The organism is Pseudomonas sp. MIS38, assembly GCF_019891575.1.
GTDB lineage: Bacteria > Pseudomonadota > Gammaproteobacteria > Pseudomonadales > Pseudomonadaceae > Aquipseudomonas > Aquipseudomonas putida_A.
This window is the reverse complement of sequence record NZ_JAFLXF010000001.1, coordinates 399,784-419,611: the sequence shown is the minus strand read 5'-3', so window position 1 is coordinate 419,611 and position 19,828 is coordinate 399,784. Positions and strand designations below refer to the sequence as shown.

18 protein-coding genes are annotated in these 19,828 nt (G+C 61.2%); 9 read left to right on the top strand and 9 right to left on the bottom strand.

Annotation, left to right across the window (positions count from 1 at the left end; genetic code table 11):
* Window positions 1-37 precede the first annotated feature (37 nt).
* Window positions 38-703: an FKBP-type peptidyl-prolyl cis-trans isomerase gene (locus tag J1G18_RS01880; RefSeq protein ID WP_223007010.1), complete on the bottom strand. Its 666-nt coding sequence runs from the start codon at window positions 701-703 to the stop codon at window positions 38-40.
* A gap of 192 nt (window positions 704-895) precedes the next feature.
* Between J1G18_RS01880 and J1G18_RS01875 the strand changes: the two genes are divergently transcribed.
* Window positions 896-2,029, top strand: a complete 1,134-nt coding sequence (locus tag J1G18_RS01875; RefSeq protein WP_223007009.1) for an AlgP family protein — start codon at window positions 896-898, stop codon at window positions 2,027-2,029.
* Here J1G18_RS01875 and J1G18_RS01870 read toward each other — a convergent pair.
* Window positions 2,026-2,490 (bottom strand): TIGR02444 family protein, encoded by a 465-nt coding sequence (locus J1G18_RS01870; protein ID WP_223007008.1) that lies wholly within the window; start codon window positions 2,488-2,490, stop codon window positions 2,026-2,028. The two genes, J1G18_RS01875 and J1G18_RS01870, sit on opposite strands and share 4 nt — an antisense overlap.
* 50 nt (window positions 2,491-2,540) lie before the next feature.
* Here J1G18_RS01870 and J1G18_RS01865 point away from each other — a divergent pair, with 50 nt between their 5' ends.
* The 3 genes from J1G18_RS01865 to J1G18_RS01855 all read left to right on the top strand — a co-directional run bounded on the left by J1G18_RS01865 (window position 2,541) and on the right by J1G18_RS01855 (window position 5,868).
* On the top strand, window positions 2,541-4,451 hold the full coding sequence (locus J1G18_RS01865) for an ATP-binding cassette domain-containing protein (RefSeq protein WP_003229372.1): 1,911 nt from the start codon (window positions 2,541-2,543) through the stop codon (window positions 4,449-4,451).
* Window positions 4,451-5,032 carry a mechanosensitive ion channel family protein gene (locus tag J1G18_RS01860; RefSeq protein ID WP_098966213.1) on the top strand — a complete coding sequence of 194 codons (582 nt, stop codon included), beginning with the start codon at window positions 4,451-4,453 and terminating at the stop codon, window positions 5,030-5,032. Before J1G18_RS01865 ends, J1G18_RS01860 begins: the two co-directional genes overlap by 1 nt.
* A 203-nt stretch (window positions 5,033-5,235) precedes the next feature.
* Complete coding sequence (locus tag J1G18_RS01855; protein ID WP_027610461.1) at window positions 5,236-5,868, top strand: LysE family transporter; 633 nt, start codon at window positions 5,236-5,238, stop codon at window positions 5,866-5,868.
* 199 nt (window positions 5,869-6,067) lie between these two features.
* Here J1G18_RS01855 and J1G18_RS01850 read toward each other — a convergent pair whose 3' ends face one another.
* From J1G18_RS01850 to J1G18_RS01830, 5 genes are all read right to left on the bottom strand, one after another.
* Window positions 6,068-6,811, bottom strand: a complete 744-nt coding sequence (locus J1G18_RS01850) for a hypothetical protein (protein ID WP_027610462.1) — start codon at window positions 6,809-6,811, stop codon at window positions 6,068-6,070.
* Window positions 6,812-6,814: 3 nt separating this feature from the next.
* A complete protein-coding gene (gene lpoB, locus J1G18_RS01845; protein ID WP_003229365.1) occupies window positions 6,815-7,402 on the bottom strand; it encodes a penicillin-binding protein activator LpoB in 588 nt (195 codons plus the stop codon).
* A 36-nt stretch (window positions 7,403-7,438) separates the two neighbouring features.
* Complete coding sequence (locus J1G18_RS01840) at window positions 7,439-7,813, bottom strand: YcfL family protein (RefSeq protein WP_065258120.1); 375 nt, start codon at window positions 7,811-7,813, stop codon at window positions 7,439-7,441.
* A 15-nt stretch (window positions 7,814-7,828) separates the two neighbouring features.
* Complete coding sequence (locus J1G18_RS01835) at window positions 7,829-9,223, bottom strand: COG3014 family protein (RefSeq protein ID WP_223007007.1); 1,395 nt, start codon at window positions 9,221-9,223, stop codon at window positions 7,829-7,831.
* A gap of 241 nt (window positions 9,224-9,464) precedes the next feature.
* Window positions 9,465-10,844, bottom strand: coding sequence for a COG3014 family protein (locus J1G18_RS01830; protein ID WP_134784938.1), 1,380 nt, complete (start codon window positions 10,842-10,844; stop codon window positions 9,465-9,467).
* Between the two features lie 128 nt (window positions 10,845-10,972).
* On the opposite strand from J1G18_RS01830, the gene J1G18_RS01825 reads away from it, so the two are divergent.
* The 3 genes from J1G18_RS01825 to J1G18_RS01815 all read left to right on the top strand — a co-directional run bounded on the left by J1G18_RS01825 (window position 10,973) and on the right by J1G18_RS01815 (window position 14,418).
* Complete coding sequence (locus tag J1G18_RS01825) at window positions 10,973-11,872, top strand: LysR family transcriptional regulator (protein ID WP_223007006.1); 900 nt, start codon at window positions 10,973-10,975, stop codon at window positions 11,870-11,872.
* A gap of 86 nt (window positions 11,873-11,958) precedes the next feature.
* The gene (locus J1G18_RS01820) at window positions 11,959-13,854 is read left to right on the top strand and encodes an FTR1 family protein (RefSeq protein ID WP_223007005.1); all 1,896 of its coding nucleotides are present in this window, start codon (window positions 11,959-11,961) and stop codon (window positions 13,852-13,854) included.
* A gap of 108 nt (window positions 13,855-13,962) precedes the next feature.
* Window positions 13,963-14,418: a YaiI/YqxD family protein gene (locus J1G18_RS01815; RefSeq protein ID WP_098966204.1), complete on the top strand. Its 456-nt coding sequence runs from the start codon at window positions 13,963-13,965 to the stop codon at window positions 14,416-14,418.
* A gap of 130 nt (window positions 14,419-14,548) precedes the next feature.
* Here J1G18_RS01815 and elbB read toward each other — a convergent pair whose 3' ends face one another.
* The gene (gene elbB / locus J1G18_RS01810) at window positions 14,549-15,217 is read right to left on the bottom strand and encodes an isoprenoid biosynthesis glyoxalase ElbB (protein ID WP_134784935.1); all 669 of its coding nucleotides are present in this window, start codon (window positions 15,215-15,217) and stop codon (window positions 14,549-14,551) included.
* A 278-nt stretch (window positions 15,218-15,495) separates the two neighbouring features.
* Window positions 15,496-16,146: a DedA family protein gene (locus J1G18_RS01805; protein WP_027610469.1), complete on the bottom strand. Its 651-nt coding sequence runs from the start codon at window positions 16,144-16,146 to the stop codon at window positions 15,496-15,498.
* Between the two features lie 207 nt (window positions 16,147-16,353).
* On the opposite strand from J1G18_RS01805, the gene hemB reads away from it, so the two are divergent.
* Window positions 16,354-17,367 (top strand): porphobilinogen synthase, encoded by a 1,014-nt coding sequence (gene hemB / locus J1G18_RS01800; protein WP_223007004.1) that lies wholly within the window; start codon window positions 16,354-16,356, stop codon window positions 17,365-17,367.
* Window positions 17,368-17,385: 18 nt separating this feature from the next.
* The gene (gene ppk1 / locus J1G18_RS01795; RefSeq protein ID WP_123585821.1) at window positions 17,386-19,611 is read left to right on the top strand and encodes a polyphosphate kinase 1; all 2,226 of its coding nucleotides are present in this window, start codon (window positions 17,386-17,388) and stop codon (window positions 19,609-19,611) included.
* Window positions 19,612-19,828: the final 217 nt, after the last annotated feature.

Genomic DNA, 19,828 nt, shown 5'->3' with positions numbered 1-19,828 from the left:
CGCACCGCGTTTTTTTATGCCTGCGTGCTGGGTGCGATCAGCTCGTTGCGCCCCGCAGCTCGACCTCAAACACCAGCGGGGTAAACGGCGCAATCAGATCGCCCGCACCGTCAGCGCCGTAGGCCTGATCCGATGGAATCACCAGTCGCCACTTGGCACCCACCGGCATGTTCTGCAACGCAGTACGCCACCCGGCAATCACGCTGTCGAGGCTGAACCATTGTGGCTGAGTGTTCTGATCGAACACGGTGCCATCCGGCAGGCGACCGACATACAACACCTGGACTTTTCCATCCAGACCGGCCTTGGGGCCAGTGCCCGGCGTCAGTTCGGTCAGCAGAATGCCGTCGGCCAGTTCCTTCACGCCTGGCTTGGCCTTTTCGGCGGTGAGAAAACGTTGTTCGTTTTCCATCGCGGCGTCGCTCGACGGCAGCGATGAGTGCTCGGCGTTTTGCGATTCATGATCGGCGAGGATCTGCTCGATCCGTGCTTCGCTCAGTGCCAGTGGCTTGCCTTGATAGGCCTGCTGCAAACCGTCGACCAATGCCTGAATCTGCAATTGCGGCACCTCTTGGCGCAAGCGTTCACCGAGGCTTGCGCCGAGGCTGTAAGCCAGATCGTGAGCATCGTTCGCGGTGGTTTTTTCCTCGGCGTGGGCGGCGGAAAAAATCATCCAGAGGGATAAAAAAAGGTAGCGCGACATGGGCACTCTCCGTCCTGAGATGCGGGCGATTATGCCAGCGCGAAGGTCTGCAACGGTGAACTGCTTTTGTCTTTGTGCAGAACATTTTCGCTTCGTTGCAACGCAACGGTTTCGTTACTGTCAAGATGACCTAGCGGCGGTAACTGCAGAGGTCTAGTATGAGCCGCACTCACGTCAGCCAGGAGGTAAACCATGTCGGCCACCAAGAAGCCTGTAAACACTCCGTTGCACTTACTCCAACAACTCTCGGGCAGCCTGCTCGAGCATTTGGAAAACGCTTGCTCCCAAGCCTTGGCTGATGCTGAAAAACTGCTCGCCAAACTGGAAAAGCAACGCGGCAAGGCGCAAGAAAAACTGCACAAGTCCCGTACCAAATTGCAGGACGCAGCCGCTGCCGGTAAAGCCAAGGCGCAGAACAAGGCCAAGGCTGCCGTCAAAGAACTCGAAGACCTGCTCGATGCGCTGAAGGATCGTCAGTCCGACACTCGCGGCTACATTCTGCAACTCAAGCGCGATGCCCAGGAAAGCCTGAAACTGGCTCAAGGTGTCGGCCGGGTGCAAGAGGCCGCTGGCAAGGCGCTGTCCTCCCGCGCTGCCAAACCAACAGCAGCGCCTGCGAAAAAAGCGGCAGCCAAACCTGCTGCGGCGAAAGCCTCGGCGAAAACCGCTGCGGCAAAACCGGCAGCCAAACCAGCAGCCAAGGCACCGGCTAAAACCGCCGCCAAACCTGCTGCAAAAACCGCAGTGAAAAAACCGGCTGCGGCGAGCGCTGCGAAACCGGCCGCACGTACTGCCGCTGCCAAACCTGCAGCGGCCAAACCGGCTGCCAAGCCAGCAGCAAAACCTGCTGCGCGCAAAGTCGCTCCGGCAAAAACCGCTGCTGCTAAACCAGCTGCCAAAGTAGCGGTAAAACCGGCTGCCAAACCTGCCGCGAAAACCGCTGCGGCAAAACCGGCAGTCAAGACTGCGGCCAAACCGGTCGCGGCAAAACCTGCTGCCAAGGTTGCTGCCAAACCAGCGGCCAAGCCTGCCGCTAAAACCGCTGCCAAACCTGCAGCAGCAAAACCTGCGACCGCTGCAGCCAAGCCTGCTGCCAAACCGGTAGCCGCTAAACCAGCCGCCAAGCCAGCTGCAAAACCTGCCGCGAAAAAACCGGCCGCTGCCAAACCCGCTGCCGCCAAACCGGCGACTGCACCGGCTGCCAAGCCAGCCGCTCCGGCGCCGGCCGCTGCATCTGCTCCAGCCGCTTCTACCTCGACCACCACGACGGCGCCAACGCCAGCCGCTGCGTCGAGTGTCAGCAGCAACCCGACCAGCGCTTCCTAAGTGCCGGTTGCCGCGACGCGCAGCACTTGCAGCGCGTCGCGGTTCGGGCTGGCGGTCGATCCCGCCAGGCTCTCCAGCCATTGCCCGGACGCTGATACTTCATCGTGCGGCCAGTCCTGCGCAACCTGTTCCAGTTGCCACAGCAGATGCCGTTCGGCTTCCAGCTCCAATGCTTTCATTTGTTCTCGCAGACCCTTGAGTACCGGATCTTCCTCGGCCAGGGTTTTCCATTGAGTGCGCAATGCACGCAGTGGCTGCACCACCTCCGCATCCCAAGGCCCCACCAGCGTTTTCAACTGCTCCAGGCGTTGTTCGTCGCAGGCCACGCCACGTTGTTCCAACCACAGACCGCACAGCAGCAGGCAGACATTGGCCCCCGCCGCTTGCAGTTGCAGGCAGGCAGGTTCCACGCCCGGTCGGGCGTAGGTGGCAAGGGAAAAGCTCCACAGGTCAGAGGACATCGTGCTACTCGCGCCAGTTGTGAGCGAAGCTGGTAGACTCCGCCGCCATTATGATCCGACTTCAGAACCTGACTTTACAGCGTGGCCCGCAACGTCTGCTAGAAGACGCCGAGCTGACCCTGCACGCCGGCCACAAAGCCGGCCTCATCGGTGCCAACGGCGCCGGCAAATCCAGCCTGTTTGCCTTGCTGCGCGGCGAGTTGCACCCGGACTCGGGCGATTGCCTGCTGCCGGCCGACTGGCGAATCGCGCACATGCGCCAGGAGGTCGACACCCTCGAACGCCTGGCGGTCGACTATGTGCTCGATGGCGACCTGCGTCTACGCGAAGTGCAACGTGACCTCGCCGCCGCCGAAGCGGCCCACGATGGCACGGCTCTGGCCCGTCTGCACGCCGAACTCGACAGCGCCGACGGCTATACCGCCGATGCGCGGGCGCGCAAGTTGCTGGCCGGTCTCGGTTTCACCAATGAACAGATGGATCGTCAGGTAGGAGATTTCTCCGGTGGCTGGCGGATGCGTCTGAACCTGGCGCAGGCCTTGATGTGTCCGTCGGACCTGTTGCTGCTCGACGAACCGACCAACCACCTGGATCTCGACGCGATCATCTGGCTCGAAGAGTGGCTGAAAAGCTACCCGGGCACCCTGCTGCTGATTTCCCACGATCGCGACTTCCTCGATGAAGTGGTCGATCACGTGGCGCATGTCGATCAGCGCAAACTGACCCTCTATCGTGGCGGCTACACCGCGTTCGAACGCGCCCGTGCCGAACGTCTGGCCCAGCAGCAACAGGCCTACGAGAAGCAGCAGGCGCAACGTGCGCACATGGAAAGCTACATCGCCCGCTTCAAGGCTCAGGCCACCAAGGCCCGTCAGGCGCAGAGCCGGATCAAGGCCCTGGAGCGCATGGAAGAGCTGTCGGCGGCCCACGTCGATTCACCGTTCGACTTCGTGTTCCGCGAATCGACCAAGATCTCCAGTCCACTGATCGACCTGTCCGATGCGCGCCTGGGTTACGGCGACAAAACCATCCTGGAGAAGGTCAAGCTGCAACTGACCCCGGGTGCGCGGATCGGTCTGCTCGGGCCGAACGGTGCCGGTAAATCGACCCTGATCAAGAACCTCGCCGGCGAGCTTGAACCGCTGGCCGGGCGCCTGACCCGTGGCGAAAACACCGTGGTTGGCTATTTCGCCCAGCATCAGCTCGACTCGCTGGATGCCAAGGCCAGCCCGCTGCTGCACTTGCAGCGTCTGGCGCCGACCGAACGCGAGCAGACCCTGCGCGACTTCCTCGGCGGTTTCGATTTCCGTGGCGCACGCATTGACGAGCCAGTGCTGAATTTCTCCGGTGGCGAGAAAGCGCGTCTGGCGCTGGCATTGATCGCCTGGGAACGGCCGAACCTGTTGCTGCTCGACGAACCGACCAACCACCTCGACCTGGAAATGCGCCTGGCGCTGACCATGGCGCTGCAGGAATTCAGCGGCGCGGTATTGGTGGTGTCTCACGATCGGCACTTGCTCAAGAGCACCACCGACAACTTCTACCTGGTCGCTGACGGCAAGGTAGAAGAGTTCGATGGCGACCTTGAAGATTACGCGCGCTGGCTGGTGGAATATCGTCAACGCAATGCGCCGGTCAGCAACACCCCGGTCAACCCGGACAAGACCGACAAGAAGGCCCAGCGCCAGGCGGCTGCCGCGTTGCGTCAGCAACTGGCGCCGCACAAGCGTGAAGCCGACAAGCTCGAAGCCGAACTGGGCAAGCTCCACGAGAAACTCGCCAAGGTCGATGCCAGCCTCGGCGACAGCGACATCTACGAGCCGGCGCGCAAGAACGAATTGCGTGATCTGCTGGCAGAGCAGGCCAAGCTGAAAGTGCGCGAAGCCGAGCTGGAAGAAGCGTGGATGGAGGCACTCGAAACGCTGGAAAGCATGCAGGCGGAGCTGGAGGCGCTGTCCTGATGGAAGCGTTCAAGCTGCCGCTGCCGGCGGTGTGGGTCGAACCGATCTGGCTCGGCGTGCAGATTCTGCTGATCCTGCTGGCCGGCTACTTCGCTCAACGTGTCGTCGCTCGATTCCTCACCCGCCTGGGCGAGCGCTATCCGTTTCCGCCGCAGTTGCTGATGCCCCTGCGGGGCGGTCTGCGCTGGCTGATCATGGGCAGCGCGCTGATCTTTGTGCTGGAGCGCCTCGGCGTATCGGCCACGGTGTTGTGGACGGCGCTGTCGGGTTTCGTCGCGGTGGCGGCGGTGGCGTTCTTCGCCATGTGGAGTGTGCTGTCGAACCTGCTCTGCGCGATCCTGATCTTCACCGTCGGCCCGTTCCGCCTCGGCGATGTGGTCGAGTTGGTGGACACCACCGACAAGCCGGGCGTCAAGGGCCGGGTGGTGGCGATCAATCTGCTCTACACCACGTTGATCGAAGCCGAGGAGCTCGGGACGGGCAGCGCCATGGTGCAAGTGCCGAACAGCCTGTTCTTCCAGCGTTCGGTGCGGCGCTGGCGCGGGAGTGATGTGTTTCCTTCGAGCGGTTTCGAGAAGTAGTCCTCGGGCGTCTGATCTGACGCCTTCGCGAGCAAGCCCGCTCCCACATTGGATCTGTGATCGACACAAATCCAATGTGGGAGCGGGCTTGCTCGCGAAGAGGCCATCAGCCGCGCCCGAACCCTCCAGCAAAAATCGGTAGTCATCCGCGCCAAAGCGCATTAGCTTTGACGTCTTGTCACGAGCATGAGTCGAGGTGTGCGATGGAGCTTCAAACATGGCTGGCATTCTTTGCCGCCTGCTGGGTGATCAGTCTGTCCCCGGGCGCGGGCGCCATTGCGTCGATGTCCAGCGGTCTGCAATACGGTTTCTGGCGCGGTTACTGGAACGCCCTCGGCCTGCAGATCGGCCTGGCGGTGCAGATCGCGATTGTCGGCGCCGGTGTCGGCGCGATCCTCACCGCATCGGCCACCGCATTCCACGCGATCAAATGGTTCGGTGTGGCGTATCTGGTCTATCTGGCGATCAAGCAGTGGCGTGCGCTGCCGATGGACATGAGCGATGACGCGGCGGTACGGCCGATCGGCAAGCCGCTGGCGCTGGTGTTCCGTGGGTTTCTGGTGAACATCAGTAACCCCAAGGCGCTGGTGTTCATGCTCGCGGTGTTGCCGCAGTTCATCAATCCCCACGCACCGCTGCTGATTCAGTATGTGGTGATCGGTGCGACCATGATCTGCGTGGATCTGATTGTCATGGCCGGTTACACCGGGCTGGCGTCCAAGGTGCTGCGCCTGTTGCGTACACCGCAGCAGCAGAAACGCATGAACCGCACCTTTGCCGGGCTGTTCATCGGTGCGGCGGCGTTCATGGCGACGTTGCGTAAAGCGGCGGTGTAAAACCCGCAGGCAGAAAAAAGGCGACCTCTTGAGGTCGCCTTTTTATTCCTACTGATTTCTCCAGTGAACTCCGCTGTAGCGAGGGGATTCATCCCCGATGGGGCGCGAAGCGGCCCCGCTCTTGACCTGACAAGAAGGGGCCTGCTGCGCAGTCCATCGGGGATGAATCCCCTCACCACAGAGTTATTCACTCAGCCGGTCAGTGCAAAATCACCGGCGCGGTATCACGCGGCAGATTGTTGCGCTGCTGCGCCTCACGCGGCTGCTCGTAACCGCCGCCACCGAGCTGCATGCTCAGTTGCCCGGCCACGTCCTCACCCAGCGCTTTCGAAACTTCACGTACCACGCGAGGGCGATTCAGCGAGATCTTGATGTCGCGGCCGTTCACCAGTTTGGTGTCCTGCGCTTCGCCCATTGCCGTGAAGGCCGAGGTGATCTCGTAGGTCTTGGTGTTGATCAGGCTGAAATCCGCCACCAGCGTCAGGCCCAGCACCGCCGAATAACTGTCGGTGTGCGCCAGCTCGTTCATGTCCTGGGTGAAGTCGATGTCCGACACGGTGCCGAACAGCACGTAGTCGGCACCCTTGAAGTTGCCGGCCTTGATGCGCTTGATCACGTCGTAGACGTCACCCTTGGACGACGCGGTGTACGGCGTGCCCTGCACCAGCTGGAACATGCCGGTGCGGAGGATCTCGCCCTTGATGTCGCCGGTGAATTTACGCAGCTCACCTTGTTCGATGTAGCTGGTGGTCGCTTCCAGCTCGTTGTAGTTCGACGAACCACTGGAGCTGTAGTAACCCTCGCGGTAATTGTTCTGCGCCGAAACGATGTGGATGTACTGCTCCACCCGTTCCTGATACGCCAGATCCGTTACCGCGACTTTCGGGGCCGCTTGCACGCTGAACGCGCAAGCCAGGGCCATCATGCCAATCCATGCGCGCATCAATTAACGCTCCGTGGTTTTGCGGATCTCTTTTTCGTCCATCCACTCGGCCAGACCGCTTTCGACGTCGATCAGTTGCAGGCTGAATTTGTAGAAGACGTCCTTGTAGTCGCTGCTGCGCTTGACGATCGAGCTGATCGAGCCTTCCAGACGGTATTTGGCGGCGATCATGTTGCCGGTCTTGGCCACGGTGCTCTTCTTGTACAGGCCGCTCTGGTTCTGCAGCTTGAGCTGGTCGACCTGGCTCTGCATCGCGGTGTTGTCGCTGGCGAAGCGGGCGGTGCCGGACTTCATCAACTGAGTCTTGATGCTGGTGGTGATTTCGCGGGTATCGATGTACTCGCTGGTCTTGTTCTTCACGTCGTAGACCTGCACCACCGGGCGGCCCTGCAGGATGCCGGACTGGGCCAGCGAGCGGGTCATCGATTCGGCGATCATTTGCAGGTCGGTCGAGCCGAATTCGTTGGTCACGGTTTCAACCGCTTTGGTGTCGCCGTAGCTGATGTTCTTGCTGCCCAGGGTCGGCGAGGTGTTGGCGCAACCGGAAGCCAGCAGGGCGAGGACGGCGATCAAGGAAAAGCGTGCAAACATGGGAATGCTCTCTAAAACAGGAATAGGGTGGCGGACTTAAGGCGTCTTGAGTTCGAGACGGAAATCCACGGCTTTCGGGGTCGGGGCGATGCCCTGGATGAAGCTGGTCTGAGCGCCGTACATCATCTGGCTTTTCCAGACTTCTTCTTCGGCGATCGGGAAACCTTCCGGGCCCAGCCAGGCGAAACGGTAGTAGAACGTCTTGTTGCTGTTGAGGGTGTTGGTCAACTGCACATTGACGGTCATGAAGCCGTTCTCTCGGGCGACGCGCATGGCGCCGACCGCGATGTGTTTCTGCGGACCCATGGCCACGACCTTGCTCGCGGCGCTGCCCGGCTCAGGAGGTGGCGGGGTGGCGCAGCCGCTGGCCAGCACGGCGAGGGCGGCAACGGCGAAGAGTTTGAAGCGCATGCAAAGACTCCGTTCTTAAGGTTGTTTGAGGCTGGCGACGTTGGTCGCGCCGGCGCTCGGAATGACGTGGGCGGCGACGCCACCGGCAAATACCTGATTGCCCACGGCACGCAGGCTGATCACTTGATAACGCTGATCGACGGTGACCTTGACCAGCGAGCCGCCGACAGCGCTCGGCAGACTGACTTGATGCTCGCCTTTCTTCAAGCGCAGACGCACCACTTGGGTGTTGTCCGGCAGGGTGCGCCACGTACGGGTATCGGCACCTTCCAGCACAGCTGAAGAAATACCCACGGCCAGACCGGCCAGCGGGTTGGTTTCATTGATCTTCTTCTGCGCCACACCTTTGGTGATTGCGCGCACGGTGGTGCGCACAATGATCCCCGGCATGTCATCGCGCAGGGCGCGACGGGACATGGCGGTGGTGCTGTTGAGGGCGGTCAGGTTGACTTGCTGGCCATCGACGCCAATCTGCGTGAATGGTGCGGTAGAGGTGTCAGGCTTGATGATCGGGAACGACAGCGGGGTGATCACCACGTTGTTGGAGATCGGCAATGGCAGCGGCACGCGGATCGAATCACGCGAGGGTGCCAGACCGCTTTGCACGACGATCAGGATGTCGCTATCGTCGGACTTGCTCGGCTTGTCGAGGTTGACCAGCGCCTGCTCCAGCAGCGGGGTGTTCGGGCGCAGTTCGGCCGCCTTGCGGTAGCCCGGCGCAGCCAGGTCTTTCTCGCCCAGGGCTTCGTAGACGAAACCGGCCAGGTAATGGCTGAACGCACTCTGGTAGCTGTTTTTCAGGCTGACCACTTCTGGCGCGTCGAGGCTGGCGACCGGGTAGCCTTGCAGATCCTTGTACTGAGTCTTGATGCCTTCTTTCTCGGCCTCTTCCTCACTCTTGAGGTATTCCTTGTCGCGCAGGTCGGCGATCACCGCTTCACGTTCGTGAGTTTTCTTGATCGCGGTGCGGGCACCGTCGAAGTCATTGACCGCCAGCAGGTTGAGGGCCATCTGTGTGGTCAGCATGACTTTTTCGTAGTCGTAGCCTTCGTAGCGACGCACCTTGTCGTTGACCAGGAAGCTGCCGAACTGAGCCAGGTATTTACCGGTGTCGAGCTTGACCGAATCTTCCCACTGGCCAACCACCTGATCGGCGCTGGTCCAGGCGTTCTGGCTGCCGGACAGGTCGCCCTTGGCGCGCAGCAACTCACCTTTCTCGAAGTAATAGAGCAGGTCTTTGTCGGGGCCGGTGTTGTTTTTTTCCAGCAGGGTCAGCGCGGCATCGACGTTGCCGGTGGCCAGTTGCTGGTTGGTCTGGGCCAGTTCCGAATCGTAGTTGCGAAACGCCGAACAGCCGGACAGCAGGGTGACAGCGCTGAGCGCGATCAAGGTGGGAGTGCGCAATGCCATGGGGGTACTTCTTCCCTGAGCTAGAAACTGCATCAGCCGCCGGTGCTGGTCGGGCTGGTGTGACCCATCGACAGTGGCGCTGGCCTCCTGCCAATTCCTCATAACCAGAGGAGCTTTTATGCCGCGTTGCTATAGCGCGGGCGCGGCATTATAAGCGGGCGATGCTGGCCATGTAATAGCTTTTTAATCGCACTTGTTAGTTTGGTGCCATTACTCCTCTGCATTATCTGACACCTTTCGTTCATGGCGTTTCGGGCAGGACCAATGCCGATCCGATGTAATAGTTCTGGCCCATGAATACCCGCAGGTTGAACACTTGATGGCTGCGGTCGACGCGTACCGTGAATCCGTCTTCTGCACGAAAATACGGAAAACGCACGCGGTGCAGGCCTTTTTTCAGGCGCAGACGGGCGACCAGGGTTTTGTCCGGCAGCGTGCGCCAGGTTCTAGTGTCAGCCTCTTCAAAAGGATCAGGATCGGTCACCACCAACGACGCCTTGGACGGATCGCGCTCGTTCTTTTGCGCCTGGCTGATGGCGGCCATGTTGGCGCGGAACATGGCGCGAGAGATGATCGCCGGCATGTCATCGCGCAAGGTGCGGATGGCCATGTCCGACACGCTGTTAATCATGGTCAATGGGTGCTTTTTACCGTCGACGAGGATCTGGGTCACGCCAGGTGTGAGGGTGTCGGGCACCATCACCGGGAACGAGATCGGTGCAACAATCGTCAGGTTTTCGTTCAGCCGCACCGGGATCGGCACTTGCACCGAACTGCGTGCCGGGGCGAAACCGGCCTGGACCACGATCAGAATCTCGCTTTCATCGGCTGCCGGTCCGGGTTTGTCCAGGTTGCGCAAAGCGTTTTCGAGCAGCGGCACGCCCGGGCGCAATTCGATCGCCTGTCGATACCCCGGCGCTGCGAGCGCGCGTTCGCCCAGCGCTTCATAAGTGAAGCCGGCCAGATAATGGCTGAATGCACTCTGGTAGCCGTTCTTCAGCTCAAGCACTTGCGGGGCATCGAGGATGGCCACCGGATAGCCTTCCAGATCCTTGTAGTGCAAGGTGATGCCCTGTTGCGTAGCTTGCTCTTGCGCTTCTTCGTATTGCCGCTCCCGCTGGCGGGCGATCAGGGTTTCGCGCTCGTGGGTTTTCTTGATGTCGGCGCGGGCCCCGTCGAAATCGTTTTCCGCCAGTTGGTTGAGGGCCATTTCGGTGGTCAGCATGACTTTTTCGTAGTCGTAGCCTTCGTAACGCTGCAGCTTGTCATTGACCAGCATGGTGCCCATTTCATTACCGAAACGGGTCAGCAACTTCATGCCTGCGGAGGGCACGGCTTCTTCGCGCTGAAAAATCATCCGGTCAGCACTGCGCCACGCTTCCTGGCTTTTTGGCAGGTTGGTGCCGGCGCTGAGAATCGCGCCGCGTTCCATGAAATACAGCAGATCCTTGTCTTCCCAAGGATTGTGCAGCTCCATCAGATAAAGTGCTTCGTTGAGATTGCCCTGCGCCATCTGATCGATGGTCTGCTGCATTTCCTGATCGTAATTGCGGTAAGCGGCGCACCCGCTCAGTTGCATGATGAGGCTAAGCAGCAGGTAGAGCGGCAGGCAATGGCGCATGGAGACGGGTTCTTCCTTGAACGGCAAAAGCACGGAGGTGACGCATTATAGGGGCGCTTTGCTGCTGCCGGGTGGACAAGGATTGCGCTAGGCTTGCGCGCTCAGCGCTCAACAGATCCGGGGCTTTAATGAATCAACTGCAAGCCATGCGCGCGTTTCGTTGCATCGTCGAGTGTCGCGGGTTCAGCGCCGCTGCCGAGCGCCTCGACACCACTCACTCGACCATCTCCCGGCAGTTGCAGCAGCTGGAACGCGAGCTGGGCACGCGGCTGATCAATCGCAACACCCGAGGTTTCAGCCTGACCACGGCGGGGCAGCAGTATTACGCGGCGTGCGTGGACATTCTCGATCGCCTCGATCAAGCCGCACTGGCGGTGGGGCAGGCACATGAAAGCCCCAGCGGTGTGCTGCGCATCAGCGCGCCGATGGTCATCGGTACGCTGGAACTGGCGAGCTGGTTGCCGGCGTTTCAGCAGCGCTATCCCGAGATTGAAGTGGACCTGTCCTGCGATGACCGTTTCGTCGATCTGATCGCCGAGGGTTTCGATGTGGCCCTGCGCATCTGCGGGCCGTTGGCCGATTCATCCATGGTGGCGCGGTTGCTGACTGTCTCGGACATGTTGCTGGTGGCTTCGCCTGTGTATGTGGCGCGCAATGGTCTGGTGCGACAGGTGCGCGAACTCGCCGAGCAGCAGTTGCTGGCGTTTGCCGGTGGCAGCGACTGGGTGCTGACCGATACGCGTGGACTTACCACCAGCGTGCGCGTGCAGGGCCGGTTCAAGGCCGATTCGATCAGTTCGCTGCACGCCGCCGCGTTGGCTGGGGTTGGCATCGCCGCGTTCACCCGGGCCACAGTGCAGGACGATCTGCTCAGCGGTCGGCTGGTGCAAATCCTGCCCAACTACAGCCTTGGGCGGCGCCACTATTACGCGCTCTATCCGCATGCCCGGCACGTCGCGCTGAAGGTGCAGGTGTTCGTCGAATTCATGCTTGAGCACTACCGCAACACCACCGCAGCGCTGCGTTAAAACGCCACGAGACGTCGACAAAGCTTGAGTGAAAGGCGTTCGAAGTGAACAATATGTAACTTCGCATTTCCATTTGAGACTCATTCATGACTGCCGCGTCCCGATTCCTGGCCTGGCTGGTGTTCCCGCTGTTTGCCCTGAGCAGTTTCAACCTGCTGGCCGACACCGTGGAAGGCGCCCCGCAGGCGCTGCACCTGCTCGATTACATCAGCGCCGACTACCCGCCGACGGTCGAGGCGGGCAAGGTCATCGACGACGGCGAATACCGCGAGCAACTGGAATTCACCCAGGTGCTGCAAGGGCTGATCGGCGGTCTGCCGGCCAAACCGGAGAAGGCTGCGCTGGAGCAGGGTGTCGAGGCTCTGCACGCCGCCATCACCGCGAAACAGGACGGCGCCGACGTCGCGCGTCAGGCCCGACAACTGGGGGCGAAACTGGCGGTGGCATATGAAGTCAGCCAAGCGCCGATCATCACTCCCGATCCGACCCGGGGCGCGCCGCTCTATGCGCAAAACTGCTCGGTGTGTCACGGCGCCAGCGGTGCCGGCGACGGCCCGGCGGGGCTCGGCATGACGCCGCCGCCAGCCAATCTGCGCGATGCCGCACGCATCGATCACCTGAGCCTGTACGCGATCTACAGCACCCTCGGCCAAGGCGTCGAAGGTACCGACATGCCGGCGTTCGCCGATCAACTGGACGACCGTCAGCGTTGGGATCTGGCGACCTACATTGCCGCTTTCAGTGCCGACCCGGCCGCGGCCAAGTCCGACAAGACCTTCAACATCGCCGATCTGGCGCGCCAGACGCCGGCCGAAGTGCAGGCTGCCGAAGGCCCGCAGGTCGCCGCAAGCTTCCGTGCCCAACGCGCGCAGCCGCCGCAGGTCAAGCGTGGCCCGGCGCAGTTGCTCGACTACACCGCCGCCACGCTGGACAAGAGTCTGGCGGCGTATCGCGCCGGTGATCACGATCAGGCCTATGACCTGTCGGTGGCGGCGTATCTGGAAGGTTTCGAGCTGGTCGAAAGCTCGCTGGACAACGTTGATGCCAACGTGCGCAAGGACACCGAAAAATCGCTGATGGCCTACCGTCAGTCGTTGCAGGACGGCTTGCCGGTGGCGCAGGCCGAACAGCGTCTGGACGTAGCCAAGGGCAAGTTGAAAGAGTCCGCTGAACTGCTCGGCAGCGATGGTCTGAGCTGGTCGCTGAGCTTTATCTCCGGCCTGCTGATTCTGCTGCGCGAAGGTCTCGAAGCGATTCTGGTGCTGGCGGCGATCCTCGCGTTCCTGCGCAACACCGGCCAGCAGTCGGCGGTGCGCAGCGTCAACATCGGTTGGGGCCTGGCGCTGCTCGCCGGTCTTGGCACCTGGGCGCTAGCGGCGTACGTGATCGACGTCAGCGGCTCGCAGCGTGAACTGCTCGAAGGCGCCACGGCGCTGTTCGCCAGCGTCATGGTGCTGTGGCTCGGCGTGTGGATGCACGACCGGCGCCACGCGGCGGCCTGGCAGGATTACATCAAGCAGAGTCTGGTGGGCGGCGGCGGGCGTTTCGGCTTCGCGATCCTTGCGTTCTTCTCGGTGTACCGCGAGTTGTTCGAAGTGATCCTGTTCTACGAAACCCTGTGGCTGCAGGCCGGCCCCGCCGGGCATGACGCGGTGCTGGCCGGTGGTGCGACCGCACTGGTGCTGCTGATCGGTCTGGCCTGGGTGATCCTGCGCGGCTCGGCAAAACTGCCGCTGGCGCTGTTCTTCAGCATCAACGCCGGTCTGCTCTGTGCCTTGTCGGTGGTGTTCGCCGGGCATGGCGTGAAAGCGCTGCAGGAAGCCGGGATCTTCGGCACGCGACCGGTGGCGTTCTTTGAATTCGACTGGCTGGGGATTCACGCCGACGCCTATTCGCTGACGGCTCAGGCCGTGGCGATTCTGGCGATTGTTGTGCTGTATGGGCGGAGTCGGATCGCGGAGAAGAAGCGGGTCACTGCTTAACAGCATTCGCTGCGCTCACATTCGCGGGCAAGCCACGCTCCCACAGGTTTAGCGTTAACCTTGTGGGAGCGAGCTTGCCCGCGATGCTTTTTTGAAGAGGAAAAAATCATGCGTGTATGGATCGATGCCGACGCTTGCCCCCGGGCCGCCAAGGATCTGGTGGTGAAGTTCGCCCTCAAGCGCCAGTTCGAAGTGGTGCTGGTGGCCGGGCAGCCGCAGACCAAGCCGGGGCTGGCCATCGTCAAACTGATCGTGGTGCCCAGCGGTCCGGATGCGGCGGACGATTATCTGGTCGAGCACGCCGTGCCTGGTGAGCTGGTGATCTGCAGCGATATCCCGCTGGCCGATCGTCTGGTGAAGAAGGGCGTGGCGGCGCTGGACCCGCGCGGCAAGGAGTTCGATGCGCAGAACATGGGCGAGCGGCTGGCGGTGCGCAACCTGTTCACCGACCTGCGTGAGCAGGGCCAGATCAGCGGCGGCCCGGCACCGTTCGGCGAGCGTGAGAAGCAGGCGTTTGCCAATGCGCTGGACCGCATCCTCACCCGCCTGACCCGCAAACCTTGAAATAATCACCATTCCCCTGTGGGAGCGGGCTTGCTCGCGAAGGCGTCGAATCAGACAACATTGATTTGAATGACACACCGCTTTCGCGAGCAAGCCCGCTCCCACATTTCGCTCTGCATGCAGTCAGAGATCAAACATCGTTTTCGTGGGTGAGTTCGAGCACCCGGTCCACCAGTTTGTTGATCCCCGAAGCCGCCTCACTGATGTTCTGCGCCAGCATGTAAGCCGGGGTCGTCACCAGTTTGCGTGCCTTGTCTTCAATGATGTCGGTCACCGCGCAGTCTTCGTGGCTGGCGCCCATCTTGTTCATCGCGGTAGCAGTGTCGGCATCGTTGCCGATGGTGCAGGTCACGCCCGGGCCGTAGATCTTCGCTGCCAGCGCCGGCGAGATGCACATCAGGCCCACCGGTTTGCCCGCTTCGGCAAATGCTTCCGCCAAGGCCAGCACCTCAGGCTGTACTGCGCAACCGGCGCCTTCAACGGCGAAGTTCGAGAGGTTTTTCGCGGCGCCAAAACCGCCAGGTACGATCAGGGCGTCGAAGTCATCGACGTTGGCCTCGCGGATGTCCTTGATGTTGCCGCGGGCAATGCGTGCTGACTCGACCAGCACGTTGCGCGTCTCGGGCATTTCTTCACCGGTCAGGTGATTGATCACATGCAATTGCGCGATGTTCGGCGCGAAGCATTGCACCTGTGCGCCGCGTTGATCCAGGCGCAGCAGGGTGATGACGCTTTCATGGATTTCGGCGCCGTCGTACACGCCGCTGCCGGACAGGATCACTGCAACTTTTTTGCTCATGGGTTTCTCTCCAGATTCATGGCGCTAAATGTCCACTAATTTATCGCGCGTTGCCATAGGCTGAAGTGGCGGCGGCACCTGCATGGAGCGCTTTCTAAATGGATCGCAACAACGGCGGGGTGTTCATTATTTGCGGTTGCCTGCTTCGTGACGAGCAGGAGATTTTTCGCGTGAGAACGCCGCTGGCGAACGGGAGTCCGCTGGCGCAGAGGGGATAAATGACTAAAAGAGCCGGCCAGCCCGGGCTTTGCGCAGGCTGTACGCCAGGCGCCAGCGCGTTATTCGGCTGGCGTCTTCGGTTCGGCAGGTTTGGCCACTTCGGCTTGATTCAGCAGTGCCGCTTTTGCGGCTTGCTCGTCGGCGTAAACCTGTTTTGCCAGTCGCGCATTCTTGAAGCGGCGACGCAGCCACAGACCAACGCCAAGAATCAGCAGCGCGCCGAGCACCCACAGCTCGTACTTCTTGATGCTGCCGAGCATGCCTTCGAGCACCGCGCCGAAGTGGTAGGCGGCGGCTGCCAGGGCGGTGGCCCAGATCGCTGCGCCGATACCGTTGAGCAACAGATAACGTCCCGGCGGATAACCCGACAGGCCGATCGCCACCGGCATCACCGTGCGCAGTCCGTAAACGAAGCGGAAGCTCAGAACCCAGATGTCCGGATGCTTGCGAATGTGTTCCAGCGCGCGGTCGCCCATCATCTGCCAGCGCGGTTTGCGTGCGAGCAATTTGCGCCCGTGCTTGCGCCCCAGGAAGTACCACAGCTGATCGCCGGCATAGCTGCCGAAGAACGCCACGACCACCACCAGGTTGATGTCCATGTATCCACGGAACGCGAGGAAGCCTGCGAGCACCAGGATGGTTTCGCCTTCGAAGAACGTGCCGAGGAACAAGGCAAAGTAGCCAAAGTCATGCAGAAATTGTTGGAGCATTGTCTGGGTGCTGGCGAAATGAACGCGCAGCCTAACCCTTCGGACACATTCATGAAAGTGTCCAAATGTGTCTCGACGTGAACAATTCCTACGCCAACAATGGAATGCGGCTACATGTCACGGGGTACGCACAACTGTAATCTGTTGGTCATAATGGCCGTCTATAACTGTCACGCTCGCCCGTTTGCGCGGGCTCAGGAGTCCGCCGTGAGCTTTACCCCTGCCAATCGTCTGTTTCCCGCCACTCGCCTGCGTCGCAATCGTCGTGATGATTTTTCGCGTCGGCTGGTGCGGGAAAACGTGCTGACGGTCGATGACCTGATTCTGCCGGTGTTCGTGCTTGAGGGTGAAAACCGTCGCGAGGCCGTGGCCTCGATGCCCGGTGTCGAACGTCTGACCATCGACCTGCTGCTTGAAGAAGCGGCGAAATGGGTCGAACTGGGGATCCCGGCGCTGGCGCTGTTCCCGGTCACGCCTGTCGAACTGAAATCCCTTGATGCTGCCGAAGCCTGGAACCCCGAGGGCATTGCCCAGCGCGCCACGCGCGCGTTGCGTGCGCGTTTCCCGGAATTGGGCGTGATCACTGACGTCGCCCTTGATCCGTTCACCACCCACGGGCAGGACGGCATTCTCGATCAAGAAGGCTACGTGCAGAACGACATCACCGTCGACGCACTGGTCAAGCAGGCTCTGTCCCACGCTGAAGCCGGCGCTCAGGTCGTGGCGCCGTCGGACATGATGGACGGTCGGATTCAGGCGATCCGCGAGGCGCTGGAGCTGGCCGGTCACGTCAACGTGCGGATCATGGCCTACTCGGCCAAGTACGCCAGCGCCTATTACGGGCCGTTCCGCGATGCCGTGGGGTCGGCGGCGAATCTGGGCAAGGCCAACAAGGCCTCCTATCAGATGGACCCGGCCAACAGCGACGAAGCGCTGCACGAAGTCGGCGCGGACTTGTCTGAAGGCGCGGACATGGTCATGGTCAAACCCGGCATGCCGTACCTGGACATTCTTTTCCGGGTAAAAGATGCCTTCAAAGTGCCGACCTTCGTCTATCAGGTTAGCGGCGAATACGCCATGCACATGGCGGCGATCCAGAATGGCTGGTTGAGCGAGGCGGTAATTCTTGAATCACTGACCGCCTTTAAACGTGCCGGCGCTGATGGCATCCTGACTTACTTTGCTGTCCGCGCCGCTCAATTGTTACGAGAGCAGAAATAGCCCTCCCAGGAACATTCGATGAATACCGAAGGACTCACTGAAGTTGCAGTAAAAGAAGCTCAACCGGTGGTGGAGCAAATCACCGAAACCCCGCCGGAACTCGAGCCTGCGCCACCCGCGCCGGTCGCTGAAGCCGTCGCGGCGGCGCCAGTGATTGCGATCCCGGGCCTGGATGACAGCAGCCTGTATATCCATCGCGAGCTTTCGCAATTGCAGTTCAACATCCGCGTGCTGGAACAGGCGCTGGACGAGTCCTATCCGTTGCTGGAGCGGCTGAAGTTCCTGCTGATCTTCTCCAGCAACCTCGACGAATTCTTTGAAATCCGCGTCGCCGGCCTGAAAAAGCAGATCACCTTCGCCCGGGAACAGGCCGGTGCCGACGGTTTGCAACCGCATCAGGCGCTGGCGCGGATCAGCGAGCTGGTGCACGGTCACGTTGACCGCCAGTACGCGATCCTCAACGACATCCTGCTGCCGGAGCTGGAAAAGCATCAGGTGCGCTTCATACGTCGCCGTCACTGGACGACCAAGATCAAGACCTGGGTGCGCCGCTACTTCCGCGACGAGATCGCGCCGATCATCACCCCGATCGGCCTCGACCCGACGCACCCGTTCCCGTTGCTGGTGAACAAGAGCCTGAACTTCATCGTCGAACTGGAAGGCATCGACGCCTTCGGTCGCGATTCCGGTCTGGCGATTATCCCGGCACCGCGCCTGCTGCCACGGATCATCAAGGTTCCGGAAGAAGTCGGCGGCCCGGGCGACAACTATGTGTTCCTGTCGTCGATGATCCACGCCCACGCCGATGACCTGTTCCAAGGCATGAAGGTAAAAGGCTGCTACCAGTTCCGCCTGACCCGAAACGCCGACCTGGCGCTCGACTCCGAAGATGTCGAAGACCTTGCGCGCGCCCTGCGTGGCGAGCTGTTCTCGCGGCGCTACGGTGATGCGGTACGTCTGGAAGTCGCCGACACCTGCCCGAAACACCTCTCGGACTATCTGCTCAAGCAGTTCAACCTGAGCGAGACCGAGCTGTATCAGGTCAACGGCCCGGTCAACCTGACCCGTCTGTTCAGCATCACCGGTCTGGACAGCCACCCGGAGCTGCAATACACGCCGTTCACCCCGCAGATCCCGAAACTGCTGCAGAACAGCGAGAACATTTTCAGTGTGGTGAGCAAGCAGGACATCCTGCTGCTGCACCCGTTCGAGTCGTTCACTCCGGTGGTCGACCTGCTGCGCCAGGCGGCGAAGGACCCGCACGTTCTGGCCGTGCGCCAGACCCTGTACCGCTCCGGCGCCAACTCGGAAATCGTCGATGCGCTGGTGGACGCCGCGCGTAACGGCAAGGAAGTGACCGCAGTCATCGAACTGCGTGCACGCTTTGACGAAGAGTCCAACCTGCAACTGGCCAGCCGTCTGCAAGCGGCCGGTGCTGTGGTGATTTACGGCGTGGTCGGCTTCAAGACCCACGCCAAGATGATGCTGATCCTGCGTCGCGAGGCCGGTGAAATCGTGCGTTACGCGCACCTCGGCACCGGTAACTACCACGCCGGCAATGCGCGTCTGTACACCGATTACAGCCTGCTGACCTCCGACGACGCCTTGTGCGAAGACGTCGGCAAACTGTTCAGCCAGTTGATCGGCATGGGTAAAACCCTGCGCATGAAGAAGCTGCTGCATGCGCCGTTCACCCTGAAGAAGGGCATGCTCGACATGATTGCCCGGGAAACCCAGTTCGCCGTCGAAGGCAAACCGGCTCACATCATCGCCAAGTTCAACTCGCTGACCGATCCGAAGATCATCCGCGCGCTGTACAAGGCCAGCCAGTCCGGCGTGCGCATTGATCTGGTGGTGCGTGGCATGTGCTGCCTGCGTCCGGGCATCGCCGGGGTTTCGCACAACATCCATGTGCGCTCGATCATCGGTCGCTTCCTTGAACACACCCGAGTGTTCTACTTCCTCAACGGCGGCGAGGAGCAGATGTTCCTCTCCAGCGCCGACTGGATGGAGCGCAACCTCGACAAGCGCGTCGAGACTTGCTTCCCGGTGGAAGGCAAGAAGCTGCTGACTCGCGTGAAGAAAGAGCTGGAGCTGTACCTGACCGACAATACCCACAGCTGGAGCCTGCAGTCGGATGGCCGTTACATCCGCAACACGCCAACCGGCAACCAGAACCCGCGCAGCGCGCAGGCGACGTTGCTGGAACGCCTGGGCAGCCCGATTCTGCCGGTGAGCAGCTAACAGCTTAAAAGCGCCCTCACCCTAACCCTCTCCCGGAGGGAGAGGGGACTGACCGAGTTGGATGTTCGAGGTACATCGACCTGAGATTTCGAGTCGAACTCAGGCTTTGAAAACAACACGGATCGGCTCCCTCTCCCTCGGGAGAGGGCTGGGGTGAGGGGCAGGTCCACACCCGCACTCAAGTCGAACCCAATAAAAAAGGCGATCCAGAAGGATC

Bases quoted from the DNA above. Each gene is read 5' to 3' on its own strand.
- J1G18_RS01815 (WP_098966204.1), top strand. From the start codon at position 13,963: ATGCGTGTATGGATCGATGCCGACGCTTGCCCCCGGGCCGCCAAGGAT.
- J1G18_RS01825 (WP_223007006.1), top strand. From the start codon at position 10,973: ATGAATCAACTGCAAGCCATGCGCGCGTTTCGTTGCATCGTCGAGTGT.
- ppk1 (WP_123585821.1), top strand. From the start codon at position 17,386: ATGAATACCGAAGGACTCACTGAAGTTGCAGTAAAAGAAGCTCAACCG.
- J1G18_RS01880 (WP_223007010.1), bottom strand. From the start codon at position 703: ATGTCGCGCTACCTTTTTTTATCCCTCTGGATGATTTTTTCCGCCGCC.
- J1G18_RS01820 (WP_223007005.1), top strand. From the start codon at position 11,959: ATGACTGCCGCGTCCCGATTCCTGGCCTGGCTGGTGTTCCCGCTGTTT.
- J1G18_RS01860 (WP_098966213.1), top strand. From the start codon at position 4,451: ATGGAAGCGTTCAAGCTGCCGCTGCCGGCGGTGTGGGTCGAACCGATC.
- J1G18_RS01830 (WP_134784938.1), bottom strand. From the start codon at position 10,844: ATGCGCCATTGCCTGCCGCTCTACCTGCTGCTTAGCCTCATCATGCAA.
- J1G18_RS01870 (WP_223007008.1), bottom strand. From the start codon at position 2,490: ATGTCCTCTGACCTGTGGAGCTTTTCCCTTGCCACCTACGCCCGACCG.
- J1G18_RS01840 (WP_065258120.1), bottom strand. From the start codon at position 7,813: ATGCGCTTCAAACTCTTCGCCGTTGCCGCCCTCGCCGTGCTGGCCAGC.
- J1G18_RS01835 (WP_223007007.1), bottom strand. From the start codon at position 9,223: ATGGCATTGCGCACTCCCACCTTGATCGCGCTCAGCGCTGTCACCCTG.
- J1G18_RS01855 (WP_027610461.1), top strand. From the start codon at position 5,236: ATGGAGCTTCAAACATGGCTGGCATTCTTTGCCGCCTGCTGGGTGATC.
- J1G18_RS01875 (WP_223007009.1), top strand. From the start codon at position 896: ATGTCGGCCACCAAGAAGCCTGTAAACACTCCGTTGCACTTACTCCAA.
- elbB (WP_134784935.1), bottom strand. From the start codon at position 15,217: ATGAGCAAAAAAGTTGCAGTGATCCTGTCCGGCAGCGGCGTGTACGAC.
- J1G18_RS01850 (WP_027610462.1), bottom strand. From the start codon at position 6,811: ATGCGCGCATGGATTGGCATGATGGCCCTGGCTTGCGCGTTCAGCGTG.
- J1G18_RS01865 (WP_003229372.1), top strand. From the start codon at position 2,541: ATGATCCGACTTCAGAACCTGACTTTACAGCGTGGCCCGCAACGTCTG.
- J1G18_RS01805 (WP_027610469.1), bottom strand. From the start codon at position 16,146: ATGCTCCAACAATTTCTGCATGACTTTGGCTACTTTGCCTTGTTCCTC.
- lpoB (WP_003229365.1), bottom strand. From the start codon at position 7,402: ATGTTTGCACGCTTTTCCTTGATCGCCGTCCTCGCCCTGCTGGCTTCC.